The sequence below is a fragment of the Aerophototrophica crusticola genome (assembly GCF_012913305.1).
GTDB lineage: Bacteria > Pseudomonadota > Alphaproteobacteria > Azospirillales > Azospirillaceae > Niveispirillum > Niveispirillum crusticola.
Map to the genome: position 1 here is coordinate 2,112,845 of NZ_CP051775.1, position 16,735 is coordinate 2,129,579.

Below are 16,735 nucleotides of genomic sequence, written 5' to 3' on the forward strand. Positions count from 1 at the left end.
GGGCAGAGACGCCAAAGCCGCGGGACGCTTGGGGTCGCACAAGGTCCGCCCAGGGTTGTCCGCAGAGTTATCCACAGGAATCGTGGAAGACTCCAACGGCCCTTTGCACAAAGGGGTAGCCCCGTCGATTCGCTATGCTTTCGCCCTCAGGCGCCGGGCGCCCGCTCCGCGGGCTTGGCTTGCGCGGCCACGAGGCCGCGGGCCGGCGGTCGCCGGCCTGCGACGGCTATCGCCGTCGCTTTCTGGGTGTCAGGCTGCATTGACCGGCGGCACCGCATCGGCCACATGTCGGGCCATGATCGTGGATGACAGCACCGACCTACAGCCCCCCTCCCCCGCCGCCCCGGCCGAGGCGCCGCCGGGCCGCCGCCGACGCTCGGCCGCCGACCTGCAACGGGGCGTGGAGACCATCAGGGGATACCTGCGCACCCTGCCGGAGACGCCGGGCGTCTATCGCATGATGAATGACGACGGGGACGTGCTGTATGTGGGCAAGGCGCGGAACCTGAGGCGCCGCGTCACCAACTATACCCAGGTCAACAAGCTGCCCATCCGGCTCCAGCGCATGGTGGCGGAGACGACCACCATGGAGTTCGTCACCACCCATACCGAGGTGGAGGCGCTGCTGCTGGAATCGAACCTGATCAAGCGGCTGATGCCGCGGTACAACGTGCTGCTGCGGGACGACAAGACCTTCCCGCACATCCTGATCACCGGCGACCACCCCTATCCCCAGCTCACCAAGCATCGGGGCGCCCGCGATCAGGCGGGCAGCTATTACGGGCCCTTCGCCTCGGCCGGGAGCGTGAACCGGGTGATGACGGCGTTGCAGCGGGCCTTCATGATCCGCAACTGCGCCGACGCCGTGTTCAGCAGCCGCACGCGGCCCTGCCTGCAATGGCAGATCAAGCGCTGCACCGCCCCTTGCGTCGCCCGGGTCAGCCAGGACGAGTATGCCGAGCAGGTGCGGGAGGCGAAGGCCTTCCTGGCCGGCAAGACCAGCGAGGTGCAGCAGCGCATCGCCGAGGCCATGATGGAGGCCAGCGAGAACCTGGAGTTCGAGCGCGCCGCCAAGCTGCGCGACCGTATCCGGGCGCTCACCGCCATCCAGGCCCACCAGGACATCAATGTGGAGGGGGTGGAGGACGCGGACGTGGTGGCGGCCTTCCAGGAGGGGGGGCTGACCTGCGTGCAGGTGTTCTTCTTCCGCGGCGGGCGGAACTATGGCAACCGCGCCTACTTCCCCAGCCATGACAAGGGGCAGGAGGTGGGCGAGGTGCTGGCCGCCTTCGTGGCGCAGTTCTATGAGAACAAGACCGCCCCGCCCCTGGTGCTGGTCAGCGAGGAGCTGGCGGAGCACGAGCTGCTGGAGGAGGCGCTGGGCATCCGTGCCGGGTCGCGGGTGGAGCTGCATGCGCCGAAGCGCGGCGACAAGCGGCGGGTGGTGGAGCACGCCCTGAACAACGCCCGGGAGGCGCACGGGCGCCGGCTGGCGGAAAGCGGCAGCCAGGCCAAGCTGCTGGCCGGGGTGGCGGAGGTGTTCGGCCTGTCGGAGCCGCCGAAGCGGATCGAGGTCTACGACAACTCCCACATCCAGGGGACCAACGCCATCGGCGGCATGGTGGTGGCGGGGCCGGACGGCTTCATCAAGAACGCCTACCGCAAGTTCAACATCAAGACCCCCGGCGCGGCGGGCGACGACTATGCCATGATGCGCGAGGTGCTGACCCGGCGCTTCGAGCGGCAGGTGAAGGAGGACCCGGAGCGGACCGGCGAGGGCTGGCCCGACCTGGTGCTGATCGACGGGGGCGAGGGCCAGTTGCGGGTGGCGGTGGAGGTGTTCGGGGAGCTGGGCATCGACGACGTGCCCTTCGCCGCCATCGCCAAGGGCAGCGACCGGGAGGCGGGGCGGGAGCGGTTCTTCCTGCCGGACCGGCCGCCCTTCGGCTTGGACCCCAAGTCGCCGGTGCTGTACTTTCTGCAGCGCCTGCGCGACGAGGCGCACCGCTTCGCCATCGGCGGCCATCGGGCGAAGCGGGAGAAGGCGATCGGGGCGAGCCCATTGGACGAGATCCCCAACATCGGCCCGAAGCGCAAGAAGGCCCTGCTGCACCATTTCGGCAGCGCCCGCGCCGTGTCCCGCGCAGGGCTCCAGGACCTTGCTGCGGTGGAGGGCATCAGCGAGGCGGTCGCCAAGCGCATCTACGACCATTTTCACCCCAACGGCTAGCCCGTGGCCGGGCCAGCCATTGGGCTTTCGTGTTCCCTCAGGCGCCGGGCGCCCGCATCCGCGGGCTTGGCTTGCGCGCCCACGGGGGCGCGGGCCGGCGGTCGCCGGCCTTGGGTGCCTGGGGAGACATGGAACCCTGCACCCCAGAGTTCGCGGTACCAAAGCGGCGGGCGGGCGGCTAGGATGCCGCCGCCACTCCGGGTTCATCGAGCGCCATGCTGTCCAGCCTGCCCAACATCCTGACCCTTTCGCGGATCGTCGTGATCCCCGTCGTGGTGGCCCTGCTGTTCTTCCCGGGGCCCGCCCCGGCCTGGACGGCCCTGGGGCTGTACGCCGCCGCCTGCATCACCGACTGGTTCGATGGCTACCTGGCCCGGGCTTGGCAGGAGGAAAGCCTGATCGGCAAGTTCCTGGACCCCATCGCCGACAAGCTGCTGGTGGCCGCCGTGCTGATGATGGTGGTGGCGGTGGACAAGGTGGACGGGCTGGCCGTGATCCCCGCCGTGATCATCCTGCTGCGCGAGGTGCTGGTGTCCGGCCTGCGGGAGTTCCTGGCCGGGTTGCAGGTGAGCGTGCCGGTCAGCAACCTGGCCAAGTGGAAGACCGCCATCCAGATGGTGGCCATTGGCATCGTCATCGTCGGCGACGACGGCCCGGCCTGGCTGCCCGTGACGACCATCGGGGAGGCGGGGCTGTGGATCGCCGCGGCCCTGACCCTGGTGACGGGCTGGGATTACCTGCGTGCCGGGTTGAAATACATGATGGCCCCGACGTCTGCGCCGCCGGCGCGACCGGCGTCGGGGCTGGTGGGGGAGAAGCGATGAGGCTGCTGTACTTCGCCTGGCTGCGCAGCAAGATCGGGCTGGCCGAGGAAAGCGTGGAGCCGCCCGCCGGGGTCACGGACGTGGCCGGGCTGGTGGAATGGCTGCGCGGCCGGGGGCCGGGCTATGCCGACGCGCTGGCCAACCTGGCCGTGGTCAAGGTGGCGGTGAACCAGGAGTACGTGCCCTTCGACCACCCGGTCGGGCCGGGGGACGAGGTGGCCCTGTTCCCGCCCGTCACCGGCGGCTGAGGGGGGCCCCGCCATGGCCGTGCGGGTGCAGGAGGCGGACTTCGACATGGGCGCCGAGCTGGCCGCCCTGTCGGCGGGCAACCGGCGGGTGGGCGCCCTGGCCAGCTTCGTCGGCCTTGTCCGGGACATGCATGTGGACGGGGACGGGCAACCTGTCTCTGCCATGACCCTGGAACATTACCCCGGCATGACCGAGCGGCAGTTGGAGGCCATCGAGGCGGAGGCCCGGGCGCGCTGGCCGCTGGAGGACTGCCTGGTCATCCACCGTTATGGAAGGCTGGAGCCGGGTGACCGGATCGTGCTGGTGGCCTGCGCCAGCCCGCACCGGGACGCGGCCTTCGAGGCCTGCCGCTTCCTGATGGACTGGCTGAAGACCAAGGCGCCGTTCTGGAAGCTGGAGGAGACCCCCGAGGGGCGCCGCTGGGTGGAGGCCCGGGACAGCGACACGGCGGCGGCGGAACGCTGGCAGGGCTGAAAGCGATTCCTTAGAGTACATACGGTCGCGTTACTGCCCGCCTTGCATGAGTAACCCCGACGGGCCAAGGAATCGCGGGACAAATCCTTTTTTGAGGCATAGACTTCACCCAGTCGTTGAGGCTGGTGCCGCTGATCATGCCGTACGCCGAGAGTTCCCCTTCCATCCTGCTTGTCGGCGGGGCAAATCCCCGCTGCTGGTGCCGGAAGGGCTGTGCGCCGATGGCATGTCGCTGGCCCTGCATGGGGTGGCGGAGTCGCATGAAGTGCTGCCCGCCTGCCGACGGCTGTCCCCCGACCTGGTGCTGATCGACGGCCCCGCCGTGGCCGGGCCGCTGGGCCTGCTGGCCGACGTGGCAGCGGCCGACCTGCCCTGGCCGCCGGCCCTGCTGCTGGTGGCGGACGACCCGGACGGGCGCATGCGCGACCAAGCCCTGGGACTGGGGCCTGGGATTTGCTGGCCAAACCAGTGGATCGGGCGACCCTGCTGGCGCGGATCGCCTTGTGCCTGCGGGCCCGGCTGAAGCAGCGCGCCCTGGTGGGCCGGGTGCAGAAGCTGGAAGCCGGGCTGAACGACCGCAACCAGCGGCTGGCCGACGCCATGGACCTGCTGCGGGCGGCGGAGCGGCGGTTGTCCGATTTGGCCCGCCAGTCCGAGGGCAAGCTGCGCCAGCGCACGGACATGATGGCCAACGCGGCGCATGAGTTGCGCACGCCCCTGCACGCCATCATCGGCTTCGCCGACCTGATCCGGCAGGAGGCCTATGGCAAGGTGGGCGACCCCCGCTATGCCGAATATGCCGACGACATCCACCAGGCCGCTCGGCAATTGCTGGATCTGGTGGACGGCACCCTGGACCTGGCCCGGGCCGAGTCCGGCGCGGACGGGCTGGACATCCGCGAGGTGGATATCGGCCGCGCTGTCCAGGACAGCGTGCGCATGCTGCGGCAACTGGCCGACGGCAGCGGCGTGACCCTGAAGGTGGTGGTGCCGGACACGCCCCTGCGAATCCGCACCGACCCGGAGAAGGTGCGGCAGATCGTGCTGAACCTGGCATCCAACGCCATCAAGTTCACCCCGTCGGGCGGGACGGTGACGGTGGAGGTGACCCGCGCGCCCGACGACGGCGCCATCATCATGGTGGTGCGCGACACGGGCATCGGCATGTCGTCCCAGGACATCCCCACCGCCCTGCGCCCCTTCGGCCAGGTCCGCCGCCCCGACCGCCCCCACCCCAAGGGCACCGGCCTGGGCCTGCCCCTGACCAAACGCTTCGTGGAGCTGCTGGGCGGCCGGCTGGAGATCGAGAGCCAGCCCGGCAAGGGCACCATGGTCCGCGTCGTCCTGCCCGCCACCGCCCCCCAGGGCAGCGGCATCCCCCAGGCCGAGGTGGCGTGAGGGGGGTCCTGCGTCAATCCAGGAATGTCCAACTGTCCGCCCCGTCGAACCGGCGGACGGGGATGCCGTCCAGGGCCGCGGGCGGGAACAGGCGCGCATTGACGCCCATGCGGTCGGTTCCGGCTTCCAGGCTTTCCCAATGGGTGACGCAGGCGCAGGTGGGGCAATGGTGCGTCGCCAGGGTCCGGTCCCCCTGGACATAGGGCACGGTGCTGCCGGCCCCGGCGGTGAAGGTCACCTGCCCGGGCCGGTAATAGGCCCAGAGGGTACCCAGGCGGCGGCAGAGGGAGCAATTGCAGGAGGTGAGCCGGTCGGGCACCGCCGCCACCGTGAAGCGGACGGCACCGCAATGGCATGTGCCCTCGAGCATTTGTCCCCTCCCCTGCCTGCTGGGTCGGCCCCCTGCCATCATAACGTCGTGGCTGCTTATTGACGCAAGCCGGGATGAGGTTGGGGGATCAGGGGGAAATCGGACCCGCTGGGATGGGCTCGGGCCCTGGGGGGGAGGTCACGCCATCCTTCCCCGCCGGGTGGTCATCATGCGGGCGGCCATGATGGCCAGGGCCACCAGCAGCCCCAGGGCGATGCCCCCGGCCAGGAGCGCCACGGCCGTGCTGAGGTCCCGTTGCAGGTTGGCGACGACGATCCCGCCCAGGGCCCAGGCCACCGTCAGGCCATAGGCCAGGTTCCAGCGGGACAGGCGCAGGATGACGAGGGCCAGCAGGGACGCGGCCGCCACGATGCCGAGGGAGAAGGCTTCCACCGACAGGCCGAACCGGCCGAAGCCATAGAGGGGCAGCACCTCGGCCGCGTTGACGAAGGTCGCTGCCGTCAGCCAGCCCGCGAACAGGGCGAGCGGCGTCGTGACCAGCCAGCGCCGCCCGGCCGAGGCCCGCCCGGGCCAGCGGCAGGCGATGAGGAAGGCCCTTGCCAAAAGGCACAGCATCCCGGTGATGACAGGCACCGTGGCCCAGAGGGGGCCGACCCTTGCCACCACCAGCCACAGGCAGGTCAGTCCGTAGCCCCCGGCCGTCAGCCAACCGATGCGGGCCAGCAATGGGTCGCCGGCCAGGGTGGGGCGGGCCTGGTAGAGGGCATAGGCCAGGGCGCCCAGGTAAATCAGTCCCCAGATAATGAAGGCATAGCCCGCCGGTTCCACCGGGGTCGGGCCGGCGCTCGGCCGCGGTGCCTGGGCGGGCTCGAACCCGTTGGCGAACAGCAGACCCGGCAGGGCCACTTGCCCCACGGCGAAGGCCAGGGTGGCGGCACGGCGGTTGAGGCCAGGGGCCATGGGATCGTCCTGATGCATGACACGCCGGGACAGGTGGGCATGTGTCCTGAAGTATCGTCCGCCATGGTCCAGGCAAGGGTGGGGGCTCCCCCTCCCCCTACCCCGAGTCGCCAGCGTTCCCGCGCGCCTGGGCGGCTGCCCGATTTTTGTGCAGGGCAGCGGAGTCCCGCGGGCGGCAAGGCTCCCCGGCCACTCTCCTTCGGGTTACTCCCAGGCTTATCCACAGGTTCTGGGGAACACGATATTGTCAAGACGCTCGGCCGGATACGTCTTCCGTCTAGATATGGTGCGTCATAGGGCCATGTGCCGGGATGGCAACAGGCCGCTGTCCACAAGGACACGCATTCTGTGCAGGGCGAATAGAAAAGCCCCCGGGCGGGTGGCCCGGGGGCTTGCGACAGGACCGATGGTGACGGGGATTATTCCGCGGCCTGGGCCAGGGTCAGCCGGCCGTTCACCAGGTCGTCGTAGTCGGTCATCAGGGTCTTGCACACCTCACCCGGGGTGAAGGTCAGGTCGCCGATGCGGCCCACCGGCGTCACCTCCGCCGCGGTGCCGGTCAGGAAGATCTCCGACGCGCCGGCCAGCTCCTCCGGGAAGATGGCCCGCTCGACCAGGGTGTAGCCGCGGCGCTTGGCCAGGTCGATCACCGTGCGGCGGGTGATGCCGTCCAGGAAGCAGTCGGGGGTGGGGGTGTGGATGGCCCCGTCCTTGACCATGAAGAAGTTGGCGCCCGTCGCCTCTGCCACCTGGCCGCGGTAATCCAGCATCAGGGCGTCCTGGAAGCCGTCCTGCTCCGCCGCGTGCTTGGACATGGTGCAGATCATGTAGAGGCCCGCCGCCTTGGCCGCGGTGGGTGCCGTGTCCGGCGCGGGGCGGCGCCACTTGGACCATTGCAGGGCGATGCCCTTCATCCGCGCCTCGGGGCTGAAGTAGCTCGGCCACTCCCACACCGCGATGGCCAGGTGGATGGTGTTCTTCTGGGCGGAGACGCCCATCATCTCACTGCCGCGCCATGCCACCGGCCGGATATAGCCGTTGGTCAGGTTCATGGCCTTGCAGGTCTCCTCCTTCGCGGCGTCGATCTGCTCCGCCGTGTAGGGGATCTTCATGCCCAGGATCTCACCCGAGCGGATCAGCCGCTGCGAGTGTTCCCGCGACTTGAAGATGCGGCCGCTGTAGATTCGCTCCCCCTCGAAGACCGAGGAGCCGTAATGCAGGCCGTGGGTCAGCACATGTACCTTGGCGTCCCGCCAGGGCACCAGCTTGCCGTCGAACCAGATGACGCCGTCACGGTCATGGAAGGGGATCAGGGACATCTCGAACGCATCCTCTTTCTTTGGCTGGCGCCACCGCCCCCGCCTTGCGGGCGGTACCGCCCTGGGTCCTGCCGGCGCGGCCACCACCTTGCCGCCACGCATCGCTTGACCAATGGGCCGGACTGGCGGAAACAAGTCAACATGACTGACGTAAAAACCGGCCCGAACCCCCTTTTCCTGCGCGAGGAAGACCTGCGCCAGGGAATGGAGCTGCTGTTCTACGCCTACCGTGACTTTACCGCCGAACCCGACGCAATGCTTGCAAAAATCGCCTTGGGGCGGGCGCACCACAGGGTTGTCTATTTCGTGGGCCGGTACCCCGGCATCACGGTGAGCGAATTGTTGGCCATCCTGCAGATCACCAAGCAGAGCCTGTCACGGGTGCTGTCGGAGCTGGTGGCCGAAGGCTATGTGGAGCAGCGGACCGGGACCAAGGACCGCCGCCAGCGGCTGCTGGCCCTGACGGAGAAGGGCCAGGAGCTGGAGCGGCAACTGTCCGACGCCCAGCGGGCTCGCATCGCCCGCGCCTATCGCGCCGCCGGGGCCGCGGCGGTGGAGGGGTTCCGCACCGTCATGCTGGGCATCATGGACGAGGCCGACCGGGCCAAGTTCCCCCCGCCCCGGGCGCCGGGGACGAAGCGCTGAGGGTGGCGGCCCGCATGGCCGCACCAATGATGGTGCCCGTCAGTTCCTCAAATCTTGTCCCGATCTTTTCCCGATCTGTGTCCATCCTGTTAATCCCGTCGAATCCGTGTTCCCCAAACACGTCCCCAACGGCACCACACCCCCAATCCTACACAACCAACCCTACGCCACCGTGCACATGGCCAGCACGGCCAGCACCAGGAAGAACAGGACAAACATCCACACGTAGTGCACGGCGCTACTCGGCGAGCGCGATAGCGGACAGGCCGCGGCCATAGTCCTTCTCGCCGTTCAGGGTGGCGCGGCGATAGCTGAAGAAGCGGTCGGACTCCGCCAGCGTGTCGTGGGGGGAGTGGTGGACGAACTGCACCCCCGCATTGGCCAACCGCTGCTCCACATAGCCGCCCAGGTCGAACAGATAGTGCCCGGCCCGGCGGGCGGGGACGAAGTGGTAGTCGTTGGCCGGGGCTTCCGCCAGGAACCTGTCCCGGAACTCCGCCCCCACCTCATAGGAGCGGTGGGCGATGTGGGGGCCTACGGCGGCCACGATACGATCGGCCTTGGCGCCCAGCGCCTCCATGGCCGACACGGTGGCCTCCACCACCCCGCCCATGGCGCCCTTCCAGCCGGCATGGGCGGCACCGATCACCTCCGCCTGCGGGTCGCAGAACAGCACCGGGGCGCAGTCGGCAGTCAGGATGCCCAGGGCCACCCGGGGCAGCCTGGTCACCATGGCGTCGGCCTTGGGCGCGTCCTTCGGGGCGAAGGGCTTGTCCACGGTCACCACGGTGGGGCTGTGCACCTGGTAGACGGTGACCAGCCCCTCCGGCTGCAGGTCCAGGAAGCGCATGGCGCGGGCCCGGTTCTCCGCCACCGCCTCCGGCGTGTCGCCGCTGCCGAAGCCGCAGTTCAGGCTGTCATACAGCCCGCTGCTGACGCCGCCCTCACGGGTGAAGAATCCGTGGCGGATGGCGGGGATGTCGTTCAGGGCGCCTAGGGTGATCACGGGAACGCTGCTCTCGCCTCTGGTCAGGTCTGCTGCTCGAAACCGGCGGGGGCCGGCAGGCCGGGGCTGGCCAAGGCCTGCGCCTTGAACAGCCGCCCCATGGACACGTCCCCGACCAAACGGTGCAGCGCGGCGTCAATATCCCCTGCCTGAACGGGCGTCGCAAGCCGCTTCAGGGCCGCGGCACGCTGTTCGATCCCTAAGGATATAAGGAAATCCCTTTGTGGAACAGGGGCATAGGCCGCCGCTCCCGCCGTGGCCGCGGCTTCGCCCAAGGCGGTGAAGTCCACATGGGCGGTCAGGTCCGCCTCACCCGGCGCCTCCAGCACAGGGACGAAGGCATGGCGCCGCAGCGCCTGCACCGTGTCCCCCACGGCCGGGCCGGCATAGCCGTAATCCACGAACAGGGCCGCCCCCGGATGGGCCGCCAGCCGCGCCCCGATCTCCGCCGCGATGGCCACGCCCGCCGGGCAGATCTCCACCATGCTGCCCTCCGGTGCCGCGCGCAGGGAGGGGTGCACCAGCGCGTCCCCCGCCGTGGGGTCCAGCTTCCAGGACAGGTTCCCCGCATCGTCCAGCCCCACCTTCCGCTCCGCCCAGCGGCCACGGGGGCCTTTCTGGAACTGGCGCACGGGCAAAGCGTCAAAGAACTCGTTGGCCAGCAGCAGCATCGGCCCGTCCGGCACCTCCGCCAGCCGGTCATGCCAGTTGGGGCCGTACTTGCCCAGCGCCGCCGCCTGCCGCTGCCGCAGCACCGGGCTGGTCTCCACCAAATGCAGCCGCACCGCTTGGTGGAACCCTGGCAGCCGCGCCGTGGCGCGCAGCGCGTCCGCCATCAGGGTGCCGCGGCCCGGCCCCAGCTCGACAAGCTGCACGGACCCGGGCTGGCCCATCTGTATCCAGCACTGGGCCGCCCACAGGCCCAGCAGCTCCCCGAACATCTGGCTGATCTCGGGCGCGGTGGTGAAGTCCCCCGCCGCCCCCAGCGGGTCGCGGGTCATGTAATAGCCGTGCTGCGGGTGGCCCAGGCAGAGGGCCATGTACTCCGCCACCGACAGCGGCCCCGCCAGGGCGATCCGCCGAGCGATGATGTCCTGGAGAGCCGTCGTCATGGACCCTGTCCCGTCACGCCTCCGCCGCGCGCCGTCCCCACGGCGCCCGCAGGATCAGGAACAAGCCGGCCAGCACCATCGGCACGGACAGCAACTGCCCCATGGTGGCGCCGAAGGCCAGGAAGCCCAGGTTGGCGTCCGGCTCGCGGAAGAACTCCCCACGATGCGGGCCAGGCCATAGCCCACCAGGAAGCTGCCCGCCAGGGTGCCCGTCCGCTCCAGCACCCCGGGCCGGCGGGACAGCAGAAATAGCACCACGAACAGCACGATGCCCTCCAGCCCCGCCTGGTAGAGCTGGCTGGGATGGCGGGGCTGCCCGTCGGAATAGGGGAAGACCATGGCCCAGGGCACGTCCGTCGCCCGCCCGTACAGTTCCCCATTGATGAAATTGGCCAGCCGGCCCAGGAACAGCCCCACCGGGGCCGCACAGGCCACCACGTCCCCCAGCGCGACGGGGGAGAAGCCGCGCTTCCAGCTGTACAGGAACATGGCGGCGATGACGCCCAGCAGCCCGCCATGGAAGCTCATGCCCCCATGCCAGACCATCAGGACCTCCAGCGGGTTCTCCAGGTAATAGCCGGGCCGGTAGAACAGCACGCTGCCCAGCCTGCCGCCCAGGATCACGCCCAGGATGGCCCAGGTGACGAAGTCCGACACCTCCTCCGGCGTCGGCCGCCCGCCCCGCCGCTGCGCCAGGCGCATGCAGTACCACCAGGCGAACAGGAACCCGGCCAGATAGGCCAGGGCGTACCAGCGGATGGCGAAGGGGCCGATGGCGACGGCCACCGGGTCGATCTGGGGGAAGGGCAGGGCCATGGCCTAGGTCAGCTCAGACGTAAGGGTCGGGGTGGCGAGGTGGTCGCGCACATAGCGGCCGACCCCGTCCTCCAGGCTGGTGAAGGGCCGGTCATAGCCCGCCGCGCGCAGCCGGTCCATCCGTGCCTCCGTGAAGTACTGGTACTTGCCCAGCAAATGCGGCGGCATTGGGACATACTCAATCCGGTTGGGCAGGCCCGCGGCGGCGAACAGCGCCGTGGCAAGGTCGTTCCAGCTCCGCGCCTGCCCGGTGCCCAGGTTGAACAGCCCGCTCACCTCCGGGTGGTCGTGCAGCCACAGCATCACGTCCACGCAGTCGCCCACCCAGACGAAGTCGCGGACCTGCCCGCCATCGGCATAATCCGGCCGGTCGCTGGCGAACAGCCGGGCCGGCTCCCCGGCGACCAGTTGCGGGTACAGCTTGGCGACGACGCTGCGCATGTCGCCCTTGTGTCCCTCGTTGGGGCCATAGACGTTGAAGAACTTCAACCCTGCCCATTGCGGCGGCCGTCGGCCGCCCAGGGCCAGCCCCTGCGCTATCCGCCGGTCGAACAGATGCTTGGACCAGCCATAGGGGTTCAGGGGCCGCAAGCTCGCCAGCGACTCCGGCCGGGGATCATCGTCGAACCCGGCGGACCCGTCACCATAGGTGGCGGCGGACGAGGCATAGATGAACCGCGTCTCCGACCGGGCACACCACTCCCACAGGTCCAGGCTCAGGCGGAAATTGTTGGCGACGACGGCGTCCGCGTCCGTCTCCGTGGTGGCGGAGATGGCGCCCAGGTGGAACACGGCCGCGATCTCCCCCGCATGCCGCTCCAGGAAGGGGAACAGGGCCTCCGGCGTCAGCAGGTCCCACAGGGCGCGCTTGGCGATGTTGCGCCACTTGTTCTCGCTGCCCAGCCGGTCACAGACCACGATGGGCCCCAACCCCCGCCGCTCCAGCGCCGCCACCAGGTTCGACCCGATGAACCCGGCCCCGCCTGTCACCACCAACATTCCCGCACCTCTTGTCTGCCGGGCGGGATCATAGGGGGCGGAGGGCCTGGACGCCATGGGGTGCGGCGATTTCCGGTGCGGGACCGGCGCGGTCGGGCTTGGGGGTGGGGACGGTGCCGTTCAACACGGACGACATGGACCCGCTTCGCGGGACACGGACAGACACGGACCGCTGTGGGGCCCGATGGTGCGGGCCGGAGACCGCGGCGAAGCCGCAACCAAGCTTGGCCTTGTTTGTCGGCGATGCCGGGAATTAAACGATGGGTTCACTGCGGCTTCGCCGTGGGATGTCGGTGCGTGGTCGGCCGTGCGGCCCCCATAGGACCGTCCGTGTTTGTCCGTGTTGCCGCGAAGCGGCGTCCGCGTCGTCCGTGTTGAACGGCCCCACCGCCTGCCAAGCGCACGCCAGCCCTCATCCTGGGCCCCAAGACGCACCGTGGCATGCCAGCCTCCCACCCCCGCGACGCCACGGCCATGGACTCGTCCCCCCTCCCTACCCATAATGCCGCGCTTTCTGGCTGGAGTGGGACCGATGCAGGTCGAGAACAGGCTGTTGGATGACCTTGCCCGTGTGGCGACGGGGGCCGTGGGTGCCCTGACCGGGATTCGGACGGAGGTCGAGGGGCAGGTCCGCCAGCAGTTCGAGCGCATCCTGGCGCAGATGGACGTGCCCAGCCGGGAGGAGTTCGAGGCGGTGAAGGCCGTGGCCGCCCAGGCCCGCACCACCCAGGAGGAGCTGTCGGAGTCGCTGGCCACCGTCGCCGCCCTCCAGGCGGAGGTGTCGCGGCTCGAGTCCCTGCTGAAGATCCTGGCGGACAAGGCCGGGGTGGAGCTGCCGGCCCCCGCGGCCGCCCCGGCGCGGGACGCGGCGCCGGCTGACGGGGCCTTGAGCGACGGCGGCTGAAAGGCAGGCGGGGCAAGGCTTTCCGCCCCCCGCCCGGTCCGGTTCATGGAAAGGTAACGGGGCGCCCGGGAAAACCCGGTTGCGGCGGCTGTCCGGCTTCTGGCAGCGTATTCCTTGTAGCCCCGTGGTCCGAGCCCACCAGATATGGGTTTAAGAGAGAAAGTGGGCGCGGGCCCAGGAGGGGGAGAGGGGACCCCTTCCCACCGCGCGCGAGAGGAGGGCGCAGCATGACGGACATGACCGTCGAGACCTCGACGAACACCCACAACCCGCTCGACATGCTCGAGGAGATCGTGGTCGCCAATGAGTGGCCGTTCGAGCGCGTCAGCGAGGAGGAGATGGTGGTCGAGATCACCGGCCGCTGGTGCGACTACCGCCTGTTCTTCCTGTGGCAGACGGAAGTCAGCGCGATGCAGTTCTCCTGCCAGTTCGACATGAAGGTGCCCGGCGCCCGCAAGGCCGCGGTGAACGAGCTGCTGGGCGAGGTGAACGCCAAGATGTGGCTGGGCCACTTCGACGTGAACCCGGACGAGCATACGCCGATGTTCCGGCAGACCACCCTGCTGCGCGGCGCCCGCGCCGCCAGCGTGGAGCAGCTCGAGGACCTTGTGGACATCGCGCTGTCGGAGTGCGAGCGTTATTACCCCGCCTTCCAGTTCGTCATCTGGGGCGGCAAGACGGCGCAGGAGGCGGTCGCCGCCGCCATCCTGGACACGGTCGGAGAGGCCTGACATCCGCACACCGGACCCCGGCGCCGCGAGGGGGTGTGCGCCGGGGAGGAAGTGGGTCGAGATGAGCGCAGCTTTGTTGCTGGTCGGGTGCGGCAAGATGGGCGGGGCCATGCTTGCCGGGTGGGAGGCGGCCGGTGCCGCCGGCTCCGTCGTGGTGGTGGAGCCGCACAGCGTGCCCCAGGGCCTGCCGGCCCGGGCCACCGTGGTGAAGGACGCCGCGGAAATCCCCGCCGATTTCAAGCCGGACGCCGTGATCCTGGCTGTGAAGCCGCAGATGATGGATGCGGCCCTGCCGGCCTACCGGCGCTTCGCTGGCTCTGCCGTCTTCGTCTCCATTGCCGCTGGCAAGCCCATCGCCTATTTTGAGAAGCACCTGGGGGCGGGGGCGGCCATCGTCCGCGCCATGCCCAACACCCCCGCCGCCGTGGGCCGGGGCATCAGCGTCTGCATCGGCAACGCCGCCGCCAGCCAGCCGCAGAAGGACCTGGCCCAGCGCCTGCTCTCCGCCGTAGGGGAGGTCACCTGGACCACCGACGAATCGCACATGGACGCGGTGACCGCCGTTTCCGGCAGCGGCCCGGCCTATGTGTTCCTGCTGACGGAGGCCTTGGCCGCCGCCGGCATGGCCCAGGGCCTGCCCCAGGACTTGGCCGTGCGCCTCGCCCGCAGCACCGTCGCCGGGTCGGGGGAGCTGATGCGGCAGAGCTTCGAATCGGCCGAACAGCTCCGCCGCAACGTCACCAGCCCCAAGGGCACGACGGAGGCCGCCCTGGACGTGCTGATGGCGGAGGGCGGGTTGGTCCAGCTCCTGGGCCGGGCGGTGGACGCGGCCACCCGGCGCTCCCGCGAGCTGGCGGGGTGACCCCATGCCGGGCCCGCTCAGCCCCTCCGCCCAGAAGATCCAGGACCTGCTGAATGATGCCGGCCACCCCATCCATGTGGTGGAGTTCTCGGCCCTGACCCGCACGGCGGCGGAGGCCGCCTCGGTGATCGGCTGCGAGGTGGGCCAGATCGCCAAGTCCGTCATCTTCCGTACCCGGGACGGCAACCAGCCGGTCCTGGTGGTGGCCAGCGGGTCCAACCGGGTGAACGAGGCGGCGGTGGCCCGGCACCTGGCAGGGGTGCTGGGCGGCGACCGGCTGGCCAAGGCGGACGCGGACTTCGTGCGCAGCCGCACCGGCTATCCCATCGGCGGCGTGCCGCCCTTGGGTCATGAGGTGCCGCCCCTGGCCGTGCTGTTCGACCGGGACTTGCTGGAGCACGGCACCGTCTGGGCCGCGGCCGGCACGCCCAACACCGTCTTCCCCATCGCCCCCGGCAGCCTACGGGACCTGATCGGCGCCACGGTGGAGACGGTGACTTAAGGTGGGCTCACGCCCGGCGGGAACTCACTGACGCATGGGAATGGCCGGGGACCCCTCGCCACACCATCTTGTTCAGCACTGGAACGTGGGTGTGGAGACCGGAATGGCGAAGAAGGCGGACAACGCTCGCAAGGTGATCGACGCGGCCCTGGAACTGGCGGCGGAGCAGGGCTGGCGCAACACCAGCCTGGCCGCCGTGGCCCAGCGCGCCGGCCTGTCCCTGGCGGAGGTCTATCGCCACTTCCCCGGCCGTACCGCCATCCTGGAGGGGCTGGCCCGGCAAGTGGATGCGGCCGTGCTGTCCGGCGGGGAGCCGGACATGGAGGAGCGGCCGCGGGACCGGCTGTTCGACGTGCTGATGCGCCGTTTCGACGCGCTCGCCCCCTACAAGCCCGGCCTGCGGGTGATCTGGGAGGAGACGAGGCGCAACCCGCTGCCCGGCCTCGCCACCGCCGCCCAGCTCCGCCGCTCCATGGCCTGGATGCTGGAGGCCGCCGGCCTGTCCGCGCCGGGCTTCCGGGGATTGTTGCTTTCCAAGGGCTTGACGGCCGTCTGGGTCGCCACCCTGCGCACCTGGTTCGAGGATGACAGCGAGGACCTGGCCCGGACCATGGCCGCCCTGGACGCCAACCTCCGCCGGGCGGAGGAGGTCTGGAACAGCCTGCCCGGCCGCCGCGCGCCCACTGCGGACACCGCCGAAGCCGCCGTTCCATAAGTCGACGCTTTTGTGCGGTGCACAAAAACTATTGACGAAAAAACAGGCAGCCCCCATTATCTCGACCAGTTATGTTGCGGCGCAACAAACGGGGTAACCCGGTCGCGCGCCGTGGCCTTCGCCGAAACGTCTTTGTCATCAGGGGAAACGACCATGGCTGCCAAGAACCCGTTCCTGGACTTCGACCCGACCAAGTTCTTCGACCCCACCAAGTTCACCGAGATGGCCAAGGGCTTCGGCGACTTCAAAGTCCCCGGCATGGACGTGGAGTCCCTGCTGGCCTCCCAGCGCCGCAACATCGAGGCGCTGACCGCCGCCAACCAGCTGGCCGCCGAGGGCTTCCAGGCCGTCCTGCGCCGTCAGGCCGAGATCCTGCGCCAGACCATGGAGGAGAGCTCTTCCATGGTGTCCGAGCTGATGGCCGCCGGCACGCCCGAGGACAAGGTCGCCAAGCAGGCCGAGCTGGTGAAGGTCGCCTTCGAGAAGGCCATCGCCAACATGAAGGAACTGGCTGAGATCGTCGCCAAGTCCAACAGCGAGGCCGCCGAGGTCCTCTCCGGCCGCGTGAAGGAGAGCATCGAGGAAGTCAAGGCGCAGCTCGCCAAGATCACCCCGAAGAAGTAAGCGCCGGGCATCACGCCTGACGCCGGAAGGGCCG

19 protein-coding genes and 1 pseudogene are annotated in these 16,735 nt (G+C 69.6%); 13 read left to right on the forward strand and 7 right to left on the reverse strand.

Annotation, left to right across the window (positions count from 1 at the left end):
* Positions 1 to 295: 295 nt before the first annotated feature.
* The 6 genes from uvrC (at position 296) to HHL28_RS10310 (ending at position 5,175) form a co-directional block, all read left to right on the forward strand.
* Positions 296 to 2,230 (forward strand): excinuclease ABC subunit UvrC, encoded by a 1,935-nt coding sequence (gene uvrC / locus HHL28_RS10285; RefSeq protein ID WP_083698698.1) that lies wholly within the window; start codon positions 296 to 298, stop codon positions 2,228 to 2,230.
* Between the two features lie 215 nt (positions 2,231 to 2,445).
* A complete protein-coding gene (pgsA, locus tag HHL28_RS10290) occupies positions 2,446 to 3,054 on the forward strand; it encodes a CDP-diacylglycerol--glycerol-3-phosphate 3-phosphatidyltransferase (protein WP_075768526.1) in 609 nt (202 codons plus the stop codon).
* Complete coding sequence (gene moaD, locus HHL28_RS10295; protein WP_075768525.1) at positions 3,051 to 3,302, forward strand: molybdopterin converting factor subunit 1; 252 nt, start codon at positions 3,051 to 3,053, stop codon at positions 3,300 to 3,302. The genes pgsA and moaD overlap by 4 nt, the downstream gene beginning before the upstream one ends.
* A gap of 13 nt (positions 3,303 to 3,315) precedes the next feature.
* A complete protein-coding gene (locus HHL28_RS10300; RefSeq protein ID WP_075768524.1) occupies positions 3,316 to 3,777 on the forward strand; it encodes a molybdenum cofactor biosynthesis protein MoaE in 462 nt (153 codons plus the stop codon).
* Positions 3,778 to 4,003: 226 nt separating this feature from the next.
* Complete coding sequence (locus tag HHL28_RS10305; RefSeq protein ID WP_169655095.1) at positions 4,004 to 4,300, forward strand: hypothetical protein; 297 nt, start codon at positions 4,004 to 4,006, stop codon at positions 4,298 to 4,300.
* Entirely contained in the window at positions 4,246 to 5,175 is a 930-nt protein-coding gene (locus HHL28_RS10310) for a sensor histidine kinase (protein WP_169655096.1), read from the forward strand. The genes HHL28_RS10305 and HHL28_RS10310 overlap by 55 nt, the downstream gene beginning before the upstream one ends.
* 13 nt (positions 5,176 to 5,188) lie before the next feature.
* Here HHL28_RS10310 and HHL28_RS10315 read toward each other — a convergent pair whose 3' ends face one another.
* The 3 genes from HHL28_RS10315 to HHL28_RS10325 form a co-directional block, all read right to left on the reverse strand.
* Positions 5,189 to 5,545, reverse strand: coding sequence for a GFA family protein (locus HHL28_RS10315; protein ID WP_075768523.1), 357 nt, complete (start codon positions 5,543 to 5,545; stop codon positions 5,189 to 5,191).
* Between the two features lie 138 nt (positions 5,546 to 5,683).
* Positions 5,684 to 6,466: a hypothetical protein gene (locus tag HHL28_RS10320; RefSeq protein WP_075768522.1), complete on the reverse strand. Its 783-nt coding sequence runs from the start codon at positions 6,464 to 6,466 to the stop codon at positions 5,684 to 5,686.
* A 419-nt stretch (positions 6,467 to 6,885) separates the two neighbouring features.
* Positions 6,886 to 7,785 carry a branched-chain amino acid aminotransferase gene (locus tag HHL28_RS10325; protein WP_169655098.1) on the reverse strand — a complete coding sequence of 300 codons (900 nt, stop codon included), beginning with the start codon at positions 7,783 to 7,785 and terminating at the stop codon, positions 6,886 to 6,888.
* 141 nt (positions 7,786 to 7,926) lie between these two features.
* On the opposite strand from HHL28_RS10325, the gene HHL28_RS10330 reads away from it, so the two are divergent.
* On the forward strand, positions 7,927 to 8,430 hold the full coding sequence (locus tag HHL28_RS10330; protein WP_075768521.1) for a MarR family winged helix-turn-helix transcriptional regulator: 504 nt from the start codon (positions 7,927 to 7,929) through the stop codon (positions 8,428 to 8,430).
* A gap of 238 nt (positions 8,431 to 8,668) precedes the next feature.
* Here the strand turns inward: HHL28_RS10330 and pgeF are convergent, their stop codons facing one another.
* From pgeF to rfaD, 4 genes and pseudogenes are all read right to left on the reverse strand, one after another.
* Positions 8,669 to 9,436, reverse strand: a complete 768-nt coding sequence (gene pgeF, locus HHL28_RS10335; protein ID WP_075768520.1) for a peptidoglycan editing factor PgeF — start codon at positions 9,434 to 9,436, stop codon at positions 8,669 to 8,671.
* 23 nt (positions 9,437 to 9,459) lie between these two features.
* On the reverse strand, positions 9,460 to 10,548 hold the full coding sequence (locus HHL28_RS10340; protein WP_075768519.1) for a class I SAM-dependent methyltransferase: 1,089 nt from the start codon (positions 10,546 to 10,548) through the stop codon (positions 9,460 to 9,462).
* Between the two features lie 13 nt (positions 10,549 to 10,561).
* Positions 10,562 to 11,364: pseudogene (gene lgt / locus HHL28_RS10345) on the reverse strand (prolipoprotein diacylglyceryl transferase).
* Between the two features lie 3 nt (positions 11,365 to 11,367).
* On the reverse strand, positions 11,368 to 12,363 hold the full coding sequence (gene rfaD, locus HHL28_RS10350; RefSeq protein WP_169655100.1) for an ADP-glyceromanno-heptose 6-epimerase: 996 nt from the start codon (positions 12,361 to 12,363) through the stop codon (positions 11,368 to 11,370).
* Between the two features lie 532 nt (positions 12,364 to 12,895).
* On the opposite strand from rfaD, the gene HHL28_RS10355 reads away from it, so the two are divergent.
* The 6 genes from HHL28_RS10355 to HHL28_RS10380 all read left to right on the forward strand — a co-directional run bounded on the left by HHL28_RS10355 (position 12,896) and on the right by HHL28_RS10380 (position 16,701).
* Complete coding sequence (locus tag HHL28_RS10355) at positions 12,896 to 13,267, forward strand: accessory factor UbiK family protein (protein WP_075768516.1); 372 nt, start codon at positions 12,896 to 12,898, stop codon at positions 13,265 to 13,267.
* A 227-nt stretch (positions 13,268 to 13,494) separates the two neighbouring features.
* A complete protein-coding gene (locus HHL28_RS10360) occupies positions 13,495 to 13,998 on the forward strand; it encodes a type III secretion system chaperone family protein (protein ID WP_075768515.1) in 504 nt (167 codons plus the stop codon).
* A 61-nt stretch (positions 13,999 to 14,059) separates the two neighbouring features.
* Positions 14,060 to 14,860: a pyrroline-5-carboxylate reductase gene (proC, locus tag HHL28_RS10365; RefSeq protein WP_075768514.1), complete on the forward strand. Its 801-nt coding sequence runs from the start codon at positions 14,060 to 14,062 to the stop codon at positions 14,858 to 14,860.
* Positions 14,861 to 14,864: 4 nt separating this feature from the next.
* A complete protein-coding gene (locus tag HHL28_RS10370) occupies positions 14,865 to 15,362 on the forward strand; it encodes a YbaK/EbsC family protein (RefSeq protein WP_075768513.1) in 498 nt (165 codons plus the stop codon).
* A gap of 103 nt (positions 15,363 to 15,465) precedes the next feature.
* Entirely contained in the window at positions 15,466 to 16,077 is a 612-nt protein-coding gene (locus HHL28_RS10375; RefSeq protein WP_075768512.1) for a TetR/AcrR family transcriptional regulator, read from the forward strand.
* Positions 16,078 to 16,230: 153 nt separating this feature from the next.
* Positions 16,231 to 16,701, forward strand: coding sequence for a phasin family protein (locus HHL28_RS10380; RefSeq protein WP_075768511.1), 471 nt, complete (start codon positions 16,231 to 16,233; stop codon positions 16,699 to 16,701).
* The last annotated feature ends 34 nt before the right edge of the window (positions 16,702 to 16,735 follow it).